Raw genomic sequence first — 18,193 nt, forward strand, 5'->3', positions numbered from 1 at the left:
ATCTGTCATTCTGGCGACCCCTTGGTGCTGCAGTAGACACGGCGACTAGGTCCTCCCCAGGAAGGGTCGTTTGCCGCTTTCCCGCGTGCCTGCGTCAACTCAGCCGCTAAACTCCAGCCGTGGCAGCTCCGTTTGCGCAGCGACTTTATGGTTGGCGTCCTAATGGATATCCCAATGTCTCCGATAAGAACAATCCGACTAGTGTCGAGCTAGCTGCTGGCGTGAACCATTCCCTCGAGGTGACCCGCGTCAGTCATGAGAAGGGGCAGACGCTCGGGAGCAACCTCGAGGCGGCGGTTTGGGTGGATCTTCGCGCCGAACTCCAGGAAGCTGACAAGTCACGCAAGTGGCGGGTCAGTCGAAATGTAGTCATTAGCGACTTTGATCAGTTCGCCCACTTGGCGGAAGCTCAGAATGCTGTCGATCGCTATCCAGTGTTGCGAACAGCCCTGGGTATGGATTACCTCATCAAACTTGATGTTGCAGTGTCTGTTGCGAGCCCTCGGCCGCACGCCGCGCGAGATATGCTTCATGCCGCTATCTCCTGCAAGTGGTCCATCCGGTCCGACCGGGTGCAGAACACGCGCCACGAGTTCCTGAAGATGGTCCACAACCGACGCGCACGGACCCCTCACTTGATATGCGTGACCGCAGAGCCCTTGCCCAGCCGTCTTGCGGCTATTGCTCGCGGCACAGGAGAGGTAGATGCGACGTACCACATCGCTTTCTGGGAGCTCCACAAGGAAGCGATGGCCCTGCCTTCCGGGAATCCCGAGCGTGGTATCTGGCAGGAGTTGACCCTTCAGGGGCGTTTGCTTCCGTACGAGAACCTCGTAGATACCTTGCTCTACTCCTAGCCTGGTTGCTTTATCCGCTAGGAACTGGGAGATGGCGAGGCGTGCGGCTTTCGCGGCACCTCGGGGGCTTCTTCTGCGACGTCGCCAGGGAGGGCGACGGCGTAGTATCGACCCGAAATTTCCGCTGCAGGCCTTGACGCAGTCGGACCGTCGATTTGGACTACCCTAGCCGCGACAAACTCTCCCTTCCGCGGCCTGGGAAGGCCGAGGGCGTCTGCCACCAACGGATCGTTGTCTTGATGCCCCAGCACGAGGATGCCCTCGGGCCGGAGCTTGTCGCGGGCGCCTCCGTTCCCACGTGCCCGCTTGAGGGGATCGTCGGCTCCGTGTGCGACGGTCTCCAACACCGAACGACGGATGATCCGTCCCTGCACCTCACGGAACAGCTGGTTGACGCGTGCCTGTACCGGGTTCGCGCGCCGAGTTCGCCCGGTCGCCGTCATGATCCGGTCGCGGACCTCAGGGCTGAGATGCAGCAGGAGGTTCTCTGCCAGGCGACCGTGGTCCGGCCACAGCCACTGGATCTGGCTCATGCCGAGGTCGTTGAGTCGCCTCTTGGCATCCCGGTTGGTCGTCTCGCGCAGCGCGTCTGCGGACGCCCGTACGAGGCCGGCCCGCCACGAGCTCTCTCGGTCCGAGCACCGGACGACAAGACACAGTTGGTCGAGCATCTCCGGCCCCAGTTCCCAGCCGCCGATCCGCTGGGAGAACTTGCAGTCGACGTCGATGTCGGCGATCGAGTAGTCGGTGACGTCGCCGTCGTTGAAGTCGAACGCCCGCTGGAGATTGATCTCCACCAAGGTCCCCATGTACGTCTTCTCGGTCTTGTAGAGGTTCCGGTAGTCAAACCGTCCTCGTCGTCGACCATCCAGGAGCTGGTCCAGCGTGTCTCGAAGGACGGAAGCGAAGCGATCGCCGTGTGGGTCTAGCTCTTCAAGCCTTCGGCGGACAAGGTGTAGGTCGGGGTCGCCCGCCCCGTGCTCCACCACCGGCTCGTACTCGATCCCCAGCTGTGCTGGGGGCCAGATCATGTCCTGCATCGTCAATCTCCAACGGAAGCTATTGCGGATGAATCGGTGGCCTGCCACTGCGGTGGGTCGCTGGACTGGCCGGTGGCCTTACGCCGCCGAATCCGCATGACTCGTACTCGGTGGCCGACCAGTTCCTGTAAGCCCTCACCGCGCATGTTCGACACCCATGCCGAGCCAGTCCCGTTCTGCACCAGGAGGGCAGTACGTCCGTTCTCCGCTGTTTGGGCGCGCAGCAGCTGACCTTCGAGACCGTCTGCGTCCTCCCATGCCCGGAGAGCGATCCAGTGCGGGTCGCATCCGGGTCGTCGGGTGCAGTGTCTGCAGGCCTCTGGCGATGGCAACGCGGGACGGTCGTTTGCCATCCAGGCGGAGCGGCTTTCGTCCAGCAGGCCGAGCAACATCGAGTCGTCTGACTGGGACACAGGCATTTGTTTAGCGCCCTGACGCAGACTGAAGACCCCCATCCAGGTCGGCGCCCTCCCGTGAACTGCCGTGACGAGGTGGCTGTAGATCATCAGCTGGCTCCGGATGACCGCCGGGAGCAGCGACTGCGCAGCATCCATCCCCGACTTCAAGTCGATGAGCCAGACACCACGCTCTGAGGTGACGAGAAGATCCAGCGTTCCCCACAGCCGGCGCTCATTGTCGTGCAGGGTGACCTCCGCCTTTGCCGTCGCGTCGGCGCCCGCCTGCCGCATGAGCTCGCCGAGCGAACTCGCCCTCTGCTCAAGGCGCGCCTCCGTAACGCGCCCGTCCATGACTGCGGCAACAGCGACCTTGCGATCCTTGGCCACAGCGTGAAAGTGGTCGATCAGCACACCATCGCGGTCGCCGTACCTCCAGTCATCGGCCATGACCCAACGCTGCAGAGCCGCGTGCGCCAGGACGCCAGCGGACGTGCGCGTCGACGGTGCGGGGCTTCGGGGCGGAGCCCCTGTCATCAGCCCGACCACCGACGCGGGGCACGTCAGAAGACGCGCTGCCGACGTTGGGGAGAGCCACGGGACGCCGAATTGCCGGACGCCTTCCTTCATCGGCCACCGGTGGCCGCGCGGATGGACTTGATTACGCCCCCCGGGTCGCGGTCCAGCGTGAAGGTGTCGGCGAAGACGATCGCGTCCGCGGGCGGCTCCGTGGCCTCTGCGGCAGCGAGCGCGCTGGCGAGACGGGGTGCGATCAAGGTGGTCTCGCTTGCCTCGAGAGGGTGCCTGGCGACAACGATGGCCCGTCCGTAGAGCGGACTGTCCAGGACGGCTGCCGCGTACGGCAGCTCGTCGATCAGCTCAGCGCCGTACGCCTCAGCCCAGCTGGTGATGGCCCGTCGCTCCCGGTCGGGATCAATGGGTAGTTGGCCGGTCTGGAGGACGGAGACCAGGTCTCGTGCCAGTCGCCAGTCCAGCAATGCGTGGTAGGCCATGTTGGAGTAGTCCCGCAAGCAGCGGTAGCAGGAAGCCAAGCACTCGGTCGCATGAGCTGGTTCCTCGAGACTGGCGAGGTACTCGCGCACCTGACCGTCCATGAGCTTGTCGAAGACATCTGGCGAGCCGAGATGTGTGCTAAAGCCGGCGCCGTTCTCGAGGGTGTCCGCGAGGAAGGCCATCATGGTGGGGGAGTCGTCCACCAGGCCGTTGTAGATGCCGGCACTGAGTTCGAGCGTCTGGACGTCCAGGTAGGTCGCTGCGGCGGTCCTGAGGAGGAACGCGAGCGAGTACCAGGCGGCCTTCCTGGCGTTGGCGCTCTCCGGGGCACCGCTCAGCTGCATCGCGCTGGTGTCGAGGTCCAGGCGCAATCCGAGATCGCTCATCACGGGACGGCGGGAGCCGACGAACAGGAAGTCCGTGGGCTGAACTGCGCCCAGGGCTACCGAGATCGCGTCTCCCGTCGCGAACGACGAAGGCAGGAGTCCCTTCTCGACGGCTTCCACCGACACGTACCCGCCCCAGGGAGACGGGCCAGACGAGCGGAAGCGGTGGAGGTTGCCGCCGTTGTCGTTGATGACGTAGCGCGTGCCTGGCCCGCTGAAGGCGGTCACGCCCGCCTCCTCCGTGCGCGTCAGCTTGGACAGGTCCGTCATGGCCCGGGCCGCCATGGCGCGTGCGGACCATGAGAAGTTGCCGTCGAAGTCCTTCGGGCGGCCGGCCCTGAAGCCCAGCGGTTCCCGGAGCTGGAGTCCCTGGTAGATGCCGGGAGGGGCGCTGCAGCGGGGGCACGGGTCCTCGTCCCCGACGGCGCTGCCGTTGGACTCGGCCAGGTGCGCGCATGACCGGCAGACAGCGAGGTGCCGCGTGGATCCCAGGGGCTCGGCCTCCGCAACGGGCTTGTTCCCCACTGGCTTGAACGCGGCCACTCCGACGACGGGGTAGACCTGTCCGTCGCGGACGATCTCACTGAGCGGAGCGAACTGTGAGACGGCCATCCCCAGGTCGCGGTCGATGACGCCGGGCGGCGGCCAAGGCCGGGAGTTCTGTGGCGGGTTGAGGTGGAGATAGCGCACGTGGGTGGGGAAGCCGAACATCGGCAGCGCGCCAGCCTCGGCCAGCCGCTGGCTGAGCTCGACGTGGGCGCCATCGGGATTGCAGGCATGGTCGATGGTCGCCACCAGGTCGTCGCCGACCCACTCCGCCCAGTTCTGCGTGGAGACGTCGGCCGGAGCGAACGTGCACAGAGCCTGGGCTGCCGCCTCGACCTGGTCGCGCCTCTCGTCGATCCACCTCTGCACGAGGTGTCTGACCGCTGGCCACTCCGCGGTCAAACCGAACTGACCGTGCGGGTTGTTGGTGAGGTCGGACAAGATCTTTGTCCTGATGAGCTGTGGGCCCAGTTCGGCGAATGCCATCCGCAGCACTTCGCTCCGGAGCGCCCGCCGCAGGATCTCGGTGCGATCGAGCGCGAGGTACGGCTTGGGCGTCGGCTCGTTGGTGATCGAGTGGGGCCTGGCGAAGTAGTACTCGTCGTGACTACGCCCGCGGCAAACCGTCAGTGCGACAGCCACCGGTGAAGTCCGGCGGCCCGCGCGGCCGACCCGTTGCTGATAGTTGAACCGCGTGGGCGGCATGTTGCCCAGCACGACGAGCTCGAGGGCGCCGATGTCGACACCCGCCTCGAGCGTCGTGGTCACCGAGAGCAAGTCGATGCCATCGGCCAGGCGGCTCTCCCGTCCGCCCTCATCGAGGAAAACTCCCTGAAACCGTGCCTGGCGAGATTGGGCGTCCACCTTGTCCGTCTGGCCGGTCAACTCGGCGCTGTTCAGCCGGAAGCGCCCCTGACGCTCCGTGGCCTTCCAGGAGTAGTAGTCCTGTCCGCGACGGGTCGGCGAGCCCTGAACCGGCAGAAGCTGACGGCACCGGGTACAGATGCCGGAACCTCGATGCAGGTGCTGGCGACGGCAGTTCCCGCAGATCCAGGCCTCTTGCCCGGCTTGCCGCATCGTGACTCGAGCGGGGTCGATGAGGTAGTCGCGGACAGCGTCGGACCAGAACGCGCGGACGCCGCTGGCAACCTCGGCGGAGTCAAGTCCGTGCGTGCGCGCGACCGCATCCCAGTAGGCCGTGAGTCGTGCGTGGGCCTTGTCTCGGGGATCCCGAAGCCCGAAGAAGCGCCGTAGATCGCCGAGGACCCGGAGGCTCGACCGGGCGATCGCTGGCATGGATGCCGGTTCCGGGTCCGTCCGAGCCTGGTCAGAGTCAAGGGTGAGCCAGCCCAGGCCCAGGGACTCGAAGTCCCTCCCGGCGCCGGAGAACAGGCCCTCGATGACCTCTGACTTCAGGTTGTCGTCGATACGGCCCAGAAGCTCTAGCTCAGTCAGCCCGAGTCCCGGGCGAGGGTGAGGGGGAGTGGTCGTCCAGTCGAACAGCGCAGACCACGGGGTGGGGTAATGCCTGCCGTTGTGTGCCGAGTTCAAGGAAGGGCTGGGACCCCCCGGGTTCACGCCCAGGCTGAGCAGGGTCTCGCCGACTTGATTGGCGACGTCGCTGAGGGGAGTGGCAGCTGCAAGTTCCGATTCCAGCTGCGCCAGTTCCCCGGTGTGCGCCTCGTCGTCTTCATCCCGCCACAACTCGGCGGCGCGGTCGTACTTCGCGTCGAAGCGCTGCTTGAGCCGCTTGGTTGCCTGGCGCGTCTCCTCGGTGCGGTCGCGGTCTACGAAGAATCGCTTAGCGGCTGCGACGTCGTCCGCGGCATCGGTGGCTGCGGCGACACGCTCATGCACGAGGAGGCGGAGGAGGTCCTGGTAGTGCCGTAGCCCCATGCCCGCCGAGAGCTTCGCGGCGTCCTGCCGGCTGTCGGTGAACACGATTGCCTTGCGCTGCTCGTCGACCAGCCCTTCGACGAGTTCGGTGACGAGGACCTGGTTGATCTTCTCGAAGCCGGTGCGCATGCCCCGGATGGGGCTCCGCTGGCGCAAGGGATCGGTGTGCGGGACTGTCCCGGCCTTTGTGTGGCGGATCTCCCAGTCGTCCGCGCAGTTGGGACAGCGGGTCGGAAAAGGGGAGAGTGACGTGAGGTCGCGCTGAGGCCTGCCGGTCTTCCGGTCGATCTTCGACGTCACGTGGAAGGTCCAGCCGGTTGGCTGTTTGCCCTGCACGGCGTTGCGCACCTCGCCGCTCGGGGGGATCAGGATGCTGGGCCGGTATGCGTAGTCGACCTTCTTCTGGTCCGCGTCCCAGGTGAGGTCATCCAACTCTGGCTTCGTCGTGCGCGGCCAGTAGACGAGGAAGTTGTCAGCTGTCCGCTCGAGCGAGACCTGGTCGGGCATCTTCGCCAGGTCAGGCACGTCGGCGAGCATGAGGCTCTTGAAGGGGCTCAACTGGGTCTCGCCAGCGGGCACGAACCCCCCGAGCAGGACGTCGCCGCAGTTCTGGCAGTAGAGCAGCTCGAGTACCCGTGCCCCGCACGTACACCGCGTTGTCGGCTCGGCGAAGAGCCGGCCCACAGTAGGAACCTCCGTCGTGCGTGACGGCGCGTCCGGGCAGCGCGGATCGGTGCACGCCCACATCCCGGGGACGTTGCGGAAGAACAGGTGCGCGCGCAGACGAGGCCAGCCCGGTCGATCCTCGCTCAACGGGACGGCCGCGAGGAGATTCGTTAGGGCGGCCTTGGCGACGGAGCTGTCGGCCTGCCCGAACAGAAGGGCCTCGAGCTGACGCTCGTCTTTGGCCTCGGGGGCGGGAAGGGCGCCACCGTCCGCGCCAAGGTGAAAGGCGCTTCGCAGCGCCGTGGGAGCGCCGGACACTTCTGCCACTCGCAGTGCTTCTCCGGCATCGGATGCTCCCGCCAGGTCCTCAGCGGCGTGGGAGATGTCGGCACGAAGGGGGTTGGGCTGGACCGTGTCGCCCTGCAGGAATTCGAAGGTGCCCTCGTCCAAACCGAAGAAGTCCTGGATGTATTTGCGATCCCGAGCAGGGTCCAGGCTGGCCGAGGCGGCAAGGACCCGCAGTTGTCCGGGGGATTCGATGAGACCAAGTCGGTTCCGGAGGTTCCGGATAAGGAAGGCGACCTCAGTTCCCGCGGTTCCACGGTAGGTGTGCAACTCGTCGATGACGAGCGTGAACCGGTGCGAGTTGTCCGACTGGAGCCACTGACGTGTTTGCTCGAAGAAGGCGCTCTCGCGGTCCCGGAGGAGCATGACGTTCAACATGCTGTAGTTGGTGATGAGGACGTCCGGCGGCGCATCCAGCATGTCCCACCTGCTGCGCATCTCTGCACCGCCCAGTCGCGGCATGAAGTACTGCGTCTCGCCGCTGAGCGCTTGCGCCTTCGCGGATCGGCCGTCCAGGTCGCGGAGCAGGCGGCGGAGATCCCTAACCGCTCGGTTATCGTCGGGGCTGCCCGTCACAGGTGTCGCCCCGGTGTAGCGACCGAAGAAGAAGCGGTGTCCGTTGCGATTGGCGTCCAGCCAGGCCCTGGAGTGGTCGCTGTCGAGGGCCTTCCTCAATCTGATGAGCTGATCGTCCACGAGGGCGTTCATCGGGTAGAGGATCATTGCCCGCACCGCTTGTGGGCGCCCCACCTCGCCCCTGCGCTGTGGGACGAAAGCGCCGTTCTCGTCCTGCCACCAGCTACTTGCCGGCCCGCGGGTCCCCGTCCATGAGCGCGACTCCTCGAGAAGTGAATCGAGGATGGGCAGCAGGAACGACTCCGTCTTACCCGATCCGGTGCCCGCGGTGATGACCATGTTGCGGTCTGCGCGCCGCCCGACGGCGAGGGCCTCTTCCTGGTGTCGATACAGCTGACGTCCCGCGGGGATCAGGCCCGCGGCCGCGAAGTCAGCCAGCTCTGGGGCAGCGCCCGCGACGGCCGCCGATGCGGCCAGGTCGTGGCCAGCCAGGGTGTACTCCGGGCGGAGCTCGATCAAGGGACGTCGGTAGACGCCGTTGTCCCGGTCGAGGAGGTCCCGCCGTTCGCGCTGCAGCTCTTCATCAGCGAGCCCGAACGGGGTGTTGTAGTACCTGAAGAAGGCGTCTCGCAGCCGCTCAAAGCTGCCTACGACATCCAGCCCGGTGCTCGGCTCTTCCACGTCCTGCTCCTAGATCGTTTCGAGGTGCTGCCCGAGCGAGGACGCGACGGCGTCGGCGATCGAGCGAGGCACGTTGTCATAAATGCCCGTGAAGGCGCTGTCGGAGAAGCGTGGAGAGAATCCGCTGCAGAGGACCAGGCAACGCTGGTGGAGCGTCGGCAATGGGGCTCCCCAGTCGGCGTACAGGGAGCCGACATCCCGCCCGTTGGCATCAGGACGCCACCTGAGCGTGGATGCGTTGATCTCCCGGAGAGTAGTGAAGACGGCGGAGGCCATGTCCGCATGCCGCCACCCGTCGCTCCCCAGGAACAGGTGGTGCTTACGGCCGAAGTGCTCATAGCGATAGGCGCCCTCCTGAGGACCCGTGCGGTCGGCTGGACCCCAGCGGAGCGACCGCGGATTGAAGCGCTCGAGAGTTTGATGCTGGTAACTGGGCGGGGTAGCCGGCTCACCAAGCTGAGGCGGCATCAGTCTCTGGCTGAGTTGCTCGGCCGCGCACGGCACGTACTCGGCGCTCAGCGCCTTGCTGACGGCATCGAGGTCGTCTGGCCCGCCGTACTGCAGGAGGACGACGGACGGACGGGTGAGGCCTTGCGTCTGCGAGATCTGATCAAGCTGGAGAACCTCGACGTCGAGGTCGGAAATCGCCTGCAGCGTGACGGCTGTTTTGCAACCCACCAGCAACGCGAGGCCATCACTCTTCGGGAGACGAGTCACCACCATTGGTGTGGTGGACCAGCGGCCGCGCTCCCAATCGACCTCGATGTGGCCGAGCGCCGACGTGTCGCGGAGCCAACGTCCAGCTCCGGAGGTGGGAGCCATGATGTCTGCTGACCGGGCGATCCAATCGTGAGTTCGCCGGAACTGGTCGATGGATCCCGAGCCCTTCACAGCAAGCCATTCAGCCAGGAGGTCACCGAGCACGGCTCTTGCCCTCCCATGCGCTGATGTACCGATCCAGAATCGGGTCAGTCCCTCGCCATGTCGCTGCGATGTCGGCCCATAGACCATCACTGGTCGTGTCGAGCTCGGTGATGTGGGGCTCGATCCATCCGAGACGGTGCGGCTTCCGCGCCTGCTGGGTCCGGCGGTCCACCTCGAGGACCCACATCGCTTCTGTTGGCGGGAGCAGTTCCCAGAACTGAGACGGTGGAAGGTCGTGTCGTGCGTACACGGCGGACGGCGGCGGAGGGGTGACACCCCATGCACGCCCGTCGCGACCAATCAGCCAGAAGTCCCTGCGGCCTCGCCGCAAGAGCAGCGGCTCAAGGACGTCCCCTGGTACAAGCGCGCCGGCCAGGCCATCGGAGCTCCGCTCGTCACGAATCAATCTGTAAGTTGCCGCGACCGGATGGCCGAACGTCACGTCCCAGGTCAACGGATCCCGACGAGCCGGAGGGATCTCATCTGCGCGGCAGATGCGGAACGTGAGCTTGATGCCGTCGACCTCGAGCGTGTGGTCCCCCGGTTCCAAGTCGAGTTTTCGAAGCGGAATGGGGAAGCCGGTTGCCGCGAAGGGGTGTTTCTGCTCGACGCCGTCGAGCGCCGCGCGTACCTGCCGCGGCTTGTCGGAGGCGGGAAGGAGCAGGTCGGGCGCTCCGCCTTCGAGATAGTGGCCGCGGCCCATCGCCTGCGCGACTGGCAGCCCGTTCTTCAGTTGCGGACGAGGGCCGGGGTCCGGGCGAAGGAGGGACACCAACTCCGGTTGGATGCCGTTCACTGCTGACTCGAAGGCGTGCGCGTCGGTGAGGACGACGTCCGTAAAGATGATCCGCCCGCGGATCAGTGCCTTGTCTGGGTTCTGACGGAGCTGGCGAAATGAAGAGTCAGCTGCCGCGGTCAACACTGACTCGACCGTCTCGCGATGCTGCGGGAGCACTGCGAGGACGTGCTTCTCGTACGGGAGCATCGAGTCGACGCTGATCCATCCGGCGTCCGGATGGCCTCGGAAGGCGACCAGCGGAGAGAAGCGAAAAGAGCCTTCGTATCGTTCACTGGAGACGCTCACAGTGGTGTCCATCAGTGAGCTGACGTTGGGCAGCTGCCCTTCGATGTCGTACAGGCCACCCCAGTCCGGAGCACGCAGGGTGAGCGTGCTCGGTCCGCAGGCGAGGGTGAGCTCAGGAATGCCCTCGATCACCGGAATGGCCCATCCGGCTGTCATCTCGTCGAGATCGAGCGTCACCCGCAGGTCTAGTTGCTGTCGTCCGCGCGCTGTGAGGACCACGCCGTCCCAGGAATGAGCCAGCCGATCGACATGCTCGCAGATCAGCAGCCGGAGATCTTCGTGCCTGAGCGCCCGGGTGAAGGCGTCGGAGAGGCCGCGAGGGCGACTCGCCCAAAGACAGAGGTGGCGAACGAGCTGCGGCCGCGGTGGCACGCCGAGATGGTGGATGTTGAGGGCTGCGAAAAAGTGCGTCAGGCGCATTCTGTCCGACAAGCGGACGAGCGATTGCGACAGCGGGTACCCGATCCGTGTCAGGGTCGGGTGAGGCCGGATGGTGCTCTCTCCGAACTCATCCGCCCTGGCCGCGATCCAGGCCGCCAGGTCCTTCCACCATCCCGCGACGGTGTCGAAGTTCTGTGCGAGCCGATCCTTCGCGCGGACGAGTTCATCACCCGTCAGCTCCGGCCTCAGCAGCTGGGCGAGGCGCAGGAAGTAGGCGTTGGAATTGGCGACCGCGTCCCGGTGCATGGCGGCGGCTGCGAGTACGGAGACTGCGAGGACAGGGAGGTTCGGCGGCGGAGCGCTGCTGTGCAACCGCCACTGCGACCACGGAGTCGCAAGGCTCTCGAACAGGCCGGTTGGGGACTGCCATCGCAGGCGGGCGTTCACGCACTGCGCCAGCTGCTGGGCAGGTCGGTCCAGCCTCGGCCAGAGGCGACTCGCCTCAGCCTCATCGAGGAAGAACGCCCAGGGCGTCGAGGGCGTCGAGGGCGAGGGCTGCAAATAGGCAGCAGTCAGCTCGGCCTGCCATTGGTCCCAGCCCCAGGTTTGCCCCTCGTCGGGCATTGCTCGCCCCCATGTTCTTCGTGACGCTCGGCACACTAAGCGCCAGAGGGGGGCGACCTGGCCAATGACCGGGGATTTGAGCCATATGGGTGAGACGAGGCTGGTGGGGCGACCTAGACGTCTGGCTACGGCAGACGGGACGCGGCTGGAGCGGCTTGGGCAGTCGGGCGGTCGGCAACGACGCCGGAACTGTCAGACCTGTCTCGTACCGTCGGGGCGTGTTCAACCGCCGTGAGGACTGCCTGGATGGCTTCCTCGAGCCCTGCGTGCTCCCACACCCTGACGACGCTCCAGCCGGCCTCCTGAAGCGCGGCGTTGGCTCGCTGATCGCGCTCGATGTTCCGGCGGAGCTTGGGAGTCCAGTACCACTCGTTGCGGGTGGGCTGCCGTCCGTGCACCGGACACACGTGCCAGAAGCACCCGTCGACGAACACCGCGACCTTGCGCCGGGTGAACACGATGTCTGGCCTGACCCTGGCGGCGGGCAAGTCGAGACGGTGGTCTTTCCTGAAGCGGAGGCCGCGAGCGTGCAGTGCGGAGCGGAGCCTGATCTCGGGCTTCGAGTCCACGCGGCGGTTGGCCTGCATGTTGCGGGACCGGCCCGGACTGAGCGCCTGGGGTCGGGGCTGGTCCCTTGTCGCATCGCCGTTGGGTTGTGGCACAGGTCGAGTGTGCGCGCCGTGGGAGGACCGAAGCAGTTGGTGAGTCAAGATGTCCTGGGCGAGCGCGGCGTCCGACGAGGCAAGTGATGAGGGGAAGAGCGTGAGCGACTTCAACGTCGTTGAGATCTGCGCAGGCGCTGGCGGACAGTCTCTGGGACTGCATCTGGCCGGCTTCCGGCACCGGTTGGCGGTGGAGCTTGATCCCACGGCGGCAGAGACCCTCCGCACCAACATGGGTCGACTGCATCCCGACGAGGACATGACGTCGCTGGTCGCCGTCGGCGATGTGGCCAGCGAGGCTGTGTGGCAGCCGGAGGCCCACCGCGGAGAGGTCACTCTGCTCGCCGGTGGAGTTCCGTGCCCTCCCTTCAGCGTTGCTGGCAAGCAGCTGGGCTCCAGTGACGAGCGAGACCTCTTCGCCTGGGCTGTCAACTTGGCTGGTCGGATCCAACCGGAAGCCGTCCTGCTGGAGAACGTCCGCGGACTGAACGACGCCCGTTTCGGTGGGTATCGCCAGGCGGTGGTCGATCAGCTCGCGGCGTACGGCTATGTGGCTGACTGGAAACTGCTGGAGGCCCGCGACTACGGCGTTCCGCAGCTTCGCCCTCGGATGGTGCTGGTGGCCCTGCGCAAGGAGTACGTCGACTACTTCGAATGGCCGGAGCCCAAGCCCACCAGCGCGACGGTCTCTTCAACCATCGCCGGCCTGATGGGGGCGAACGGCTTTCCCTACCTCGATGAGTGGGTCGAGCGAGCCGACAAGATTGCGCCGACCATCGTTGGCGGCAGCAAGAAGCACGGTGGAGCCGACCTCGGCCCGACGCGGGCAAAGCGCGCCTGGGAAGCGATGTGGGTCGACGCTCACGGACTGGCTAACGAAGCTCCCGGCCCGGATTGGGCCAGAGACACCAATCCGCGGGGGCCGAAGCTCACCGTGGGCATGGTGAAGCGGTTGCAAGGTTGGTTGGACGAGCCGTCCTATGAGTGGAACTTCACTGGACGGAAGACCAGTCGCTACCGGCAGATTGGGAATGCCTTTCCGCCGCCCGTAGCAAGAGCGGTCGGCGACAGCATCGCCAGGGCGCTGCGAAAGGACAAGGCGTCAGGTGCACCGCGGGGCGACTTGCGGATGCACGATGAGGTCTACCACGTCATGCGGGACCGCGCGGAGTACATGACCGCTTATCGCATTAGCAATCTGCTGGGCGGCCGCATCTCCGTCGAGGACGTGGAGAAGCGCATCACGCTGATTCAGCACGATTTCCACGTCGAGCATCGGGGTCCTTCGAGTCGGCGCTCATACCTGCTCGGTGAGTGGAAGGCTTTCCAGGGGCAGGCCGATCACATCCGCCATGAGGCGTTCGCAGAACGAAAGCGTCGCGGCCGGATCAGTTGAGTCTTGAGGGTCGGACTCGGACTGCGTCGCGGTGGCGGAAAGGTGTTGGACCGCCCGGTCGCCGGCCAGTCCAAGCCGGACCCTACATTTGCGGTCGAGGCCACTGGCTGGAGCGTATGGGGGGTGTGAGGGACGGCATTCGCTAAGCCCTCAGCTGGCCGCGCCAGTAGTCAGAAAGGGTGTCAGGTGGTCAAGGAGATGCGCCCTTGCCGCCTGGCTTACGAGCGGCAATCCAGTAGTGTACCTGGTTGTTATGACTTTGCCCTGCAACTCCTCGCCTGCCGCGAGTCGTTCAAGTGCATGGATTACGGCCCGCAGGCGTCGCTCGCGCATGTCGAAGAAAGACTTAGTCGGAACAAACCAGTTGAGTTGATCGGGATCGATCGGCTGGATAGAGATCGAGGGCTCTGGCAGTGAAGACCAGCTCTTCTCGACCCGGCACTGCAACCTCGCATTGACCGGCGCACTTCTGTAGATCGCCCAAGACATCGCCTGGAAGGTTCGCTGGACGTGGCTACCTTCGCGATCGGTTAGTTTGGCGATTTGGCGAGGCAGCCAAGCCAGGTTAGGAGTGAAAGAGTTGAGCTCCGGCAACCGACTTGCGAGCACCTCGGTATGTGGCAATCTCCGCCAAACGTGAGCGGCGACGAAATCGGTACCTAGTCGGGCGCTGCGCAGCCCGGAAGAGCGGGGGCCATGGATGGACAAGGCGCGAGGCAAGCTCTTTATCAGCGAATTGTCGTCGCGCAGGTATCCGTCGGCATCTGGGCTGGCCCATGAGTCCGGGAGTCCGCTCCTCCGGTTTCCCCGGCAGGACGGATCCCGGACGACCCACGGAAGCAAGATGGGCCACTCGGCATAGATCTCCATCGGAAGCCAGACGGCCATTCGCGCAAGTAGCTGTTGAGCGAGTCCAAAGTCCTTACGCCCCTCGCCTTCGAGCGAATCTCGAAAGAACCGGTAGAGAAGATCGTCGCCGTGAATGATGCGAGGTTTTCCTGCCACGCTTCCATCATTACACCAGCGGCATGTTTGCCTGCCGCCGACGCGCTCGCCCGGCGCAGCCAGTTCCGCAAAATTACCTGAGGGAGCCGTTCCCCAGATGGGCGGGTGGCACGCCAACCTGTCACTGACCGGCAGCCGTCAGTGCCCCGCCTGGGCTGATACAGCATGTCGTGACGTTCATTTAGCTGACCCGACACCATTCTGTACGAGAGTGAGCGGCTCGCCGATGCCGTGCTGCGTGCGCTGGCCGGCAGGACCGGGCTGCGGGGACGACGCCGCGGCAGCTGAACGAGTCCAACGATTCGCAGCGTGGCCATTGGTATCGGGTGCTCTCGGTTGCGCAGCGTGATAGTGGTGCCCGAGTGAGTGGTCAAGCCTCGCCGGGATGCATTACCTCAGCAGGGCGTACTTCGCCACCGTCCCTGCAGATCGCGCGGATCGCCTCGCAATTTCGCTCAATGACCGGAATTCGCGATCGGGCCAGGGTTCTGCTGACGTTGGTCGCCGCGACGAGCTCGGCCATGGTCTGCTCGTACCCCTCGGCTACCCAATTGTGCAGCAGGCCCAGCGTGGCGGCCGGTCGACCGGATCTCCGTCGGCCGTCGCACTTCTCCAGTTCCGCGCCATGCTCGTCGCGGGCACCGTGCGCCCCAGCAACAACTCCTCGGCTCGGGCGTCCTTCGTCGAGCCCACGTCCGGTGGCGCGATCGACCTTGTCCATGCGCTGTGTCAGTGCACGCGCTCGAGCGCGGCGGTGAAGCTGTCGTTCCACCGGCTCAGGTGCGGCCACCTGCCTGCGACCGTGTCCGTTGCCTGCTGCGCGGTCAAGCCCTGGCTGCGTCGCAGCCACGCCCGCAGCACGAGTCCGGTCCGCGACTGGCCGGCGTGGCAGTGCACCAGCACCGGTCGGCCCTCGGCCCGCAGCGCCTCTATGTCGTCGAGGACATCGGCCAGGACGGCGTCCAGCTCGCTGTTGGCGTCGTCGTCGGTCAGGTAGGCGAACCGCTGCACCGGGTGGCCGAACGGCTCGCCGACGCGGCACAGCGAGATGACGGCGAAGTCGCGCGAGCTGTGCCGGGCGCCGTCCAGGTCGCTGGCCCACACCCCGTCGGCGACCTCCCGCGGCTCGAGCCCCGGGGTGGACGGAGGGCGGTGCCGGGCGAACCGTGACCCGGTCAGCGCCGCCGCGAGCGCGTGCAGGTCGGCCAGGTCCCAGCGCCGGTCGCCGTCCCCGGGCACGCGGCCGTGCACGACCGACGTCCACCGCATCGGGATGCCCGCGATGCCGAACACGGCGCCGGCCAGCCCGCCGGCGACGGCGGCCACCGTGTCGGTGTCCCCGCCCAGGTCGATGACCCGCCGCATGACCTCGGCGAACGAGGTCGCCCCGCGCAGCGCCCAGACCGCCTGGCCCAGCGTCGGCCACACGGCGCCGTTGGACTCGGTCGCGTCGGCCGGCGTCCATTCCGGTGCGAGCACCGTCGCCCAGCGCCCGCGGTGCTCGGTCGGGACGGCGGCGAGCGCGTCGTCGACCGCGGCGAGGGGGTCGCCGCCGTCCAGGGCGACGCGGACGAGCTCGTGGAAGACCGCGCAGCCCTCACCGGCGGACGGGTCGCCGTGGGTCAGTGCCGAGATGCGGCGCGCGGCGTCCATCGTCCCCTCCCGGCCCTGAGGGGCGAAGAAGACGGCGGCGGGTGTCGTCCGCATCAGCGAGCCGTTGCCGGCTGCGTGCCCGGAGCGGGCGAAGTGCTCGGCCGCGGCGCGGTCCCACGGCAGGCCGGAGCCGAGGACGGCGCGGGTCTGGTTGCCGATGTCCGGCGGGTTCGCGTCGGCCCAGCGGCGGAACCGGTCGAACACGTCGGCCTCGTCCAGCCCGCCGCGCTCGACGAGCGACTGTGCCAGCAGCAGCGCCATCTGGGTGTCGTCGGTGAACTCACCGGGCGCCCACCGCAGCGCGCCGCCGCCGCACATCTCGGTGGCGGCGCCGCGGGCGTCGGTCGGGAACCGGGCGCTGAACTGCCCGGCGGGGCCGAACTCGAAGGGTGCGCCGAGGGCGTCGCCGACGGCGGAGCCGATGACCGCGCCGGCGACACGGTGGGAGCGGGGCATGGTCATGACGCCTCCAGGACGGGGTGGGTGAGGTCGATGGCGGTCAGGTGGGCGGTGCGGTCGCGCCAGCGGACGTCGTCCACCCGGATGCGTCCGCCACCGCTGAGGCGTCGTCCCGCCCCGGCTGCGCGGATCGGCACCAGGTCGGTGGACTGCACGCGCTCGGCGAAGCCGCGGGCAAGTGCTGCCGAGGTGCGGATCGACGGCCGGCCCAGCGCGTCGAGGACGGCGGCCTCGAGCAGCGCCGTCCAGTGCGCCGCGAGCGCACGGCGGGAGCCGAACAGCTCGAGCGCCATCGGGCGTCCGGCGATGCCGATCAGCACGCCGCTCTGCCCGGCCAGGGGAGCGAGACCGTCGACGAGGCCGTGCCGGCGGGACCGGTCGAGCCGGTCGACCAGGGAGTCGGTGGGGGAGGGGCCGGCGACCGCTCCGTACCCGGACACCCGCCGCCACACCTCGTGCTGCGCGTCGGCCCGCTCGAGGTGCGGGCGCAGGGCGACGGGCGCGCGCCGGGCCCGCCGGCGGTGCTGCTGGTCGCCGCCCCAGCGGCCCTGCTCGACGCAGAGCACGGGCAGCACCGTGGGGACGGCGGGTTCCAGGACGGTGGTGGCGGTCAGCGTGCGGTTCTGCCAGCCGCCCTCGAGCAGTTCGCCGGCCAGCAGGAGCGCCGGACGGTCGGCCCGGTTGGTGACGACGAGCTGGTCGACGGCGGGGGACCCGGCCCGCTCGGCGACGTCGACCGCGGCCGAGGCGCCGGTGAGCAACCCGGAGAGGGTGGGGGCGTCGGTCCACACGGGGAAGACCGTGAGCGGGCCGCGGTGCGTGCCCTGCCCGACGTGGATGCGGAGACGAACCATGACGACCACCCCGTTCGGATTAGCGCACATCTGCGCTGATCAAAACATAGACGGGTTCTGCGTTAATGTCAAGGGCGTGTACCGGGACTCGTCGGGCAAGGCCCTCAGCGACTACGAGCAGCCGTCGGTCGCGGTGGACACCGCCGTCCTCACCGTCGGGCCGACGTCCGGGGCGCTCGAGGTGGTGCTGGTCCGCGGGGAGGGGGCGTGGGCGCTGCCCGGCACGTTCGTTCATGCCCGCGAGCGGTTGGCCGAGGCGGTGCAGCGCAGCCTGGTCGACAAGGTCGGGCTGCGCGGGCGGTCGCCGGCTCAGCTGCAGGTGCTCGACGCGCCGGAGCGCGACGACCGCGGGTGGGTGCTCAGCGTCGCGCACGTCGACGTCGTGCCGTGGGCCGAGCTGGCGCCGGTGCTGGAGCGCCGTCCGGACGACGTCGCGGTGCGGCCGTGCGCCGAGGCACGGGGTCTGGCGTTCGACCACGACGCGATCGTCGAGCTTGCCGCCGAGCACGTCCGGGCCGGCTACCGGGATCGGCCCGACCCGGCCGGGCTCGTGGCCGAGCCGTTCACCCTGCGCGAGCTGCGCGTGGTGCACGCGGCCGTGCTGGGCGGGTTGCCGCACTCGGCGGACACGTTCCGGCGCTCGGTGCTGCCGTTCCTGGTCGAGGTGCCCGGGGTGCGGGAAGGCACGGTCGGGAAGCCGGCCCAGCTGTACCGACGCAGCTGACCCGGGTGGTGGGCGGTGCGCTCGC

Annotated in this window: 13 protein-coding genes; 3 read left to right on the plus strand and 10 right to left on the minus strand. The window is 67.2% G+C overall.

Annotated features, from left to right (window positions below):
• The first annotated feature begins 119 nt into the window (after window positions 1–119).
• Complete coding sequence (locus tag BLP29_RS16575) at window positions 120–857, plus strand: NgoMIV family type II restriction endonuclease (protein WP_092806588.1); 738 nt, start codon at window positions 120–122, stop codon at window positions 855–857.
• A gap of 17 nt (window positions 858–874) precedes the next feature.
• Here BLP29_RS16575 and BLP29_RS16580 read toward each other — a convergent pair whose 3' ends face one another.
• The 6 genes from BLP29_RS16580 to BLP29_RS21835 form a co-directional block, all read right to left on the minus strand.
• Complete coding sequence (locus BLP29_RS16580; RefSeq protein ID WP_092806964.1) at window positions 875–1,888, minus strand: NaeI family type II restriction endonuclease; 1,014 nt, start codon at window positions 1,886–1,888, stop codon at window positions 875–877.
• Window positions 1,889–1,899: 11 nt separating this feature from the next.
• Window positions 1,900–2,922: a PD-(D/E)XK nuclease family protein gene (locus tag BLP29_RS16585; RefSeq protein WP_092806590.1), complete on the minus strand. Its 1,023-nt coding sequence runs from the start codon at window positions 2,920–2,922 to the stop codon at window positions 1,900–1,902.
• Entirely contained in the window at window positions 2,919–8,402 is a 5,484-nt protein-coding gene (locus BLP29_RS16590; protein WP_092806592.1) for a DEAD/DEAH box helicase, read from the minus strand. The genes BLP29_RS16585 and BLP29_RS16590 overlap by 4 nt, the downstream gene beginning before the upstream one ends.
• Window positions 8,403–8,411: 9 nt before the next feature.
• On the minus strand, window positions 8,412–9,326 hold the full coding sequence (locus BLP29_RS16595; RefSeq protein ID WP_092806594.1) for a hypothetical protein: 915 nt from the start codon (window positions 9,324–9,326) through the stop codon (window positions 8,412–8,414).
• Window positions 9,316–11,415, minus strand: a complete 2,100-nt coding sequence (locus BLP29_RS16600; RefSeq protein WP_092806596.1) for a hypothetical protein — start codon at window positions 11,413–11,415, stop codon at window positions 9,316–9,318. The genes BLP29_RS16595 and BLP29_RS16600 overlap by 11 nt, the downstream gene beginning before the upstream one ends.
• Before the next feature lie 125 nt (window positions 11,416–11,540).
• Window positions 11,541–12,284, minus strand: a complete 744-nt coding sequence (locus BLP29_RS21835) for a very short patch repair endonuclease (protein WP_279385458.1) — start codon at window positions 12,282–12,284, stop codon at window positions 11,541–11,543.
• Here BLP29_RS21835 and BLP29_RS16610 point away from each other — a divergent pair.
• Window positions 12,178–13,473, plus strand: a complete 1,296-nt coding sequence (locus BLP29_RS16610; protein ID WP_092806966.1) for a DNA cytosine methyltransferase — start codon at window positions 12,178–12,180, stop codon at window positions 13,471–13,473. The genes BLP29_RS21835 and BLP29_RS16610 overlap by 107 nt on opposite strands.
• Before the next feature lie 150 nt (window positions 13,474–13,623).
• Here the strand turns inward: BLP29_RS16610 and BLP29_RS20725 are convergent, their stop codons facing one another.
• The 4 genes from BLP29_RS20725 to BLP29_RS16620 all read right to left on the minus strand — a co-directional run bounded on the left by BLP29_RS20725 (window position 13,624) and on the right by BLP29_RS16620 (window position 17,444).
• On the minus strand, window positions 13,624–14,478 hold the full coding sequence (locus tag BLP29_RS20725) for a hypothetical protein (RefSeq protein WP_133379220.1): 855 nt from the start codon (window positions 14,476–14,478) through the stop codon (window positions 13,624–13,626).
• A gap of 370 nt (window positions 14,479–14,848) precedes the next feature.
• Entirely contained in the window at window positions 14,849–15,199 is a 351-nt protein-coding gene (locus BLP29_RS20730; RefSeq protein ID WP_133379222.1) for a hypothetical protein, read from the minus strand.
• An 8-nt stretch (window positions 15,200–15,207) separates the two neighbouring features.
• The gene (locus tag BLP29_RS16615) at window positions 15,208–16,593 is read right to left on the minus strand and encodes an ADP-ribosylglycohydrolase family protein (RefSeq protein ID WP_092806600.1); all 1,386 of its coding nucleotides are present in this window, start codon (window positions 16,591–16,593) and stop codon (window positions 15,208–15,210) included.
• Window positions 16,590–17,444 carry an ARPP-1 family domain-containing protein gene (locus BLP29_RS16620; protein ID WP_092806602.1) on the minus strand — a complete coding sequence of 285 codons (855 nt, stop codon included), beginning with the start codon at window positions 17,442–17,444 and terminating at the stop codon, window positions 16,590–16,592. The genes BLP29_RS16615 and BLP29_RS16620 overlap by 4 nt, the downstream gene beginning before the upstream one ends.
• Here BLP29_RS16620 and BLP29_RS16625 point away from each other — a divergent pair.
• Window positions 17,443–18,168 (plus strand): NUDIX hydrolase, encoded by a 726-nt coding sequence (locus tag BLP29_RS16625; protein ID WP_243470041.1) that lies wholly within the window; start codon window positions 17,443–17,445, stop codon window positions 18,166–18,168. The genes BLP29_RS16620 and BLP29_RS16625 overlap by 2 nt on opposite strands.
• Window positions 18,169–18,193 lie beyond the last annotated feature (25 nt).

This window comes from Klenkia marina, assembly GCF_900101025.1.
Classification (GTDB): Bacteria; Actinomycetota; Actinomycetes; order Mycobacteriales; family Geodermatophilaceae; genus Klenkia; species Klenkia marina.

Coding starts and splice junctions, on each gene's coding strand:
- BLP29_RS16580 (WP_092806964.1), bottom strand. CDS start 1,888: ATGATCTGGCCCCCAGCACAGCTGGGGATCGAGTACGAGCCGGTGGTG.
- BLP29_RS16585 (WP_092806590.1), bottom strand. CDS start 2,922: ATGAAGGAAGGCGTCCGGCAATTCGGCGTCCCGTGGCTCTCCCCAACG.
- BLP29_RS16600 (WP_092806596.1), bottom strand. CDS start 11,415: ATGCCCGACGAGGGGCAAACCTGGGGCTGGGACCAATGGCAGGCCGAG.
- BLP29_RS20730 (WP_133379222.1), bottom strand. CDS start 15,199: ATGGACAAGGTCGATCGCGCCACCGGACGTGGGCTCGACGAAGGACGC.
- BLP29_RS16615 (WP_092806600.1), bottom strand. CDS start 16,593: ATGACCATGCCCCGCTCCCACCGTGTCGCCGGCGCGGTCATCGGCTCC.
- BLP29_RS16625 (WP_243470041.1), top strand. CDS start 17,443: ATGACGACCACCCCGTTCGGATTAGCGCACATCTGCGCTGATCAAAAC.
- BLP29_RS16620 (WP_092806602.1), bottom strand. CDS start 17,444: ATGGTTCGTCTCCGCATCCACGTCGGGCAGGGCACGCACCGCGGCCCG.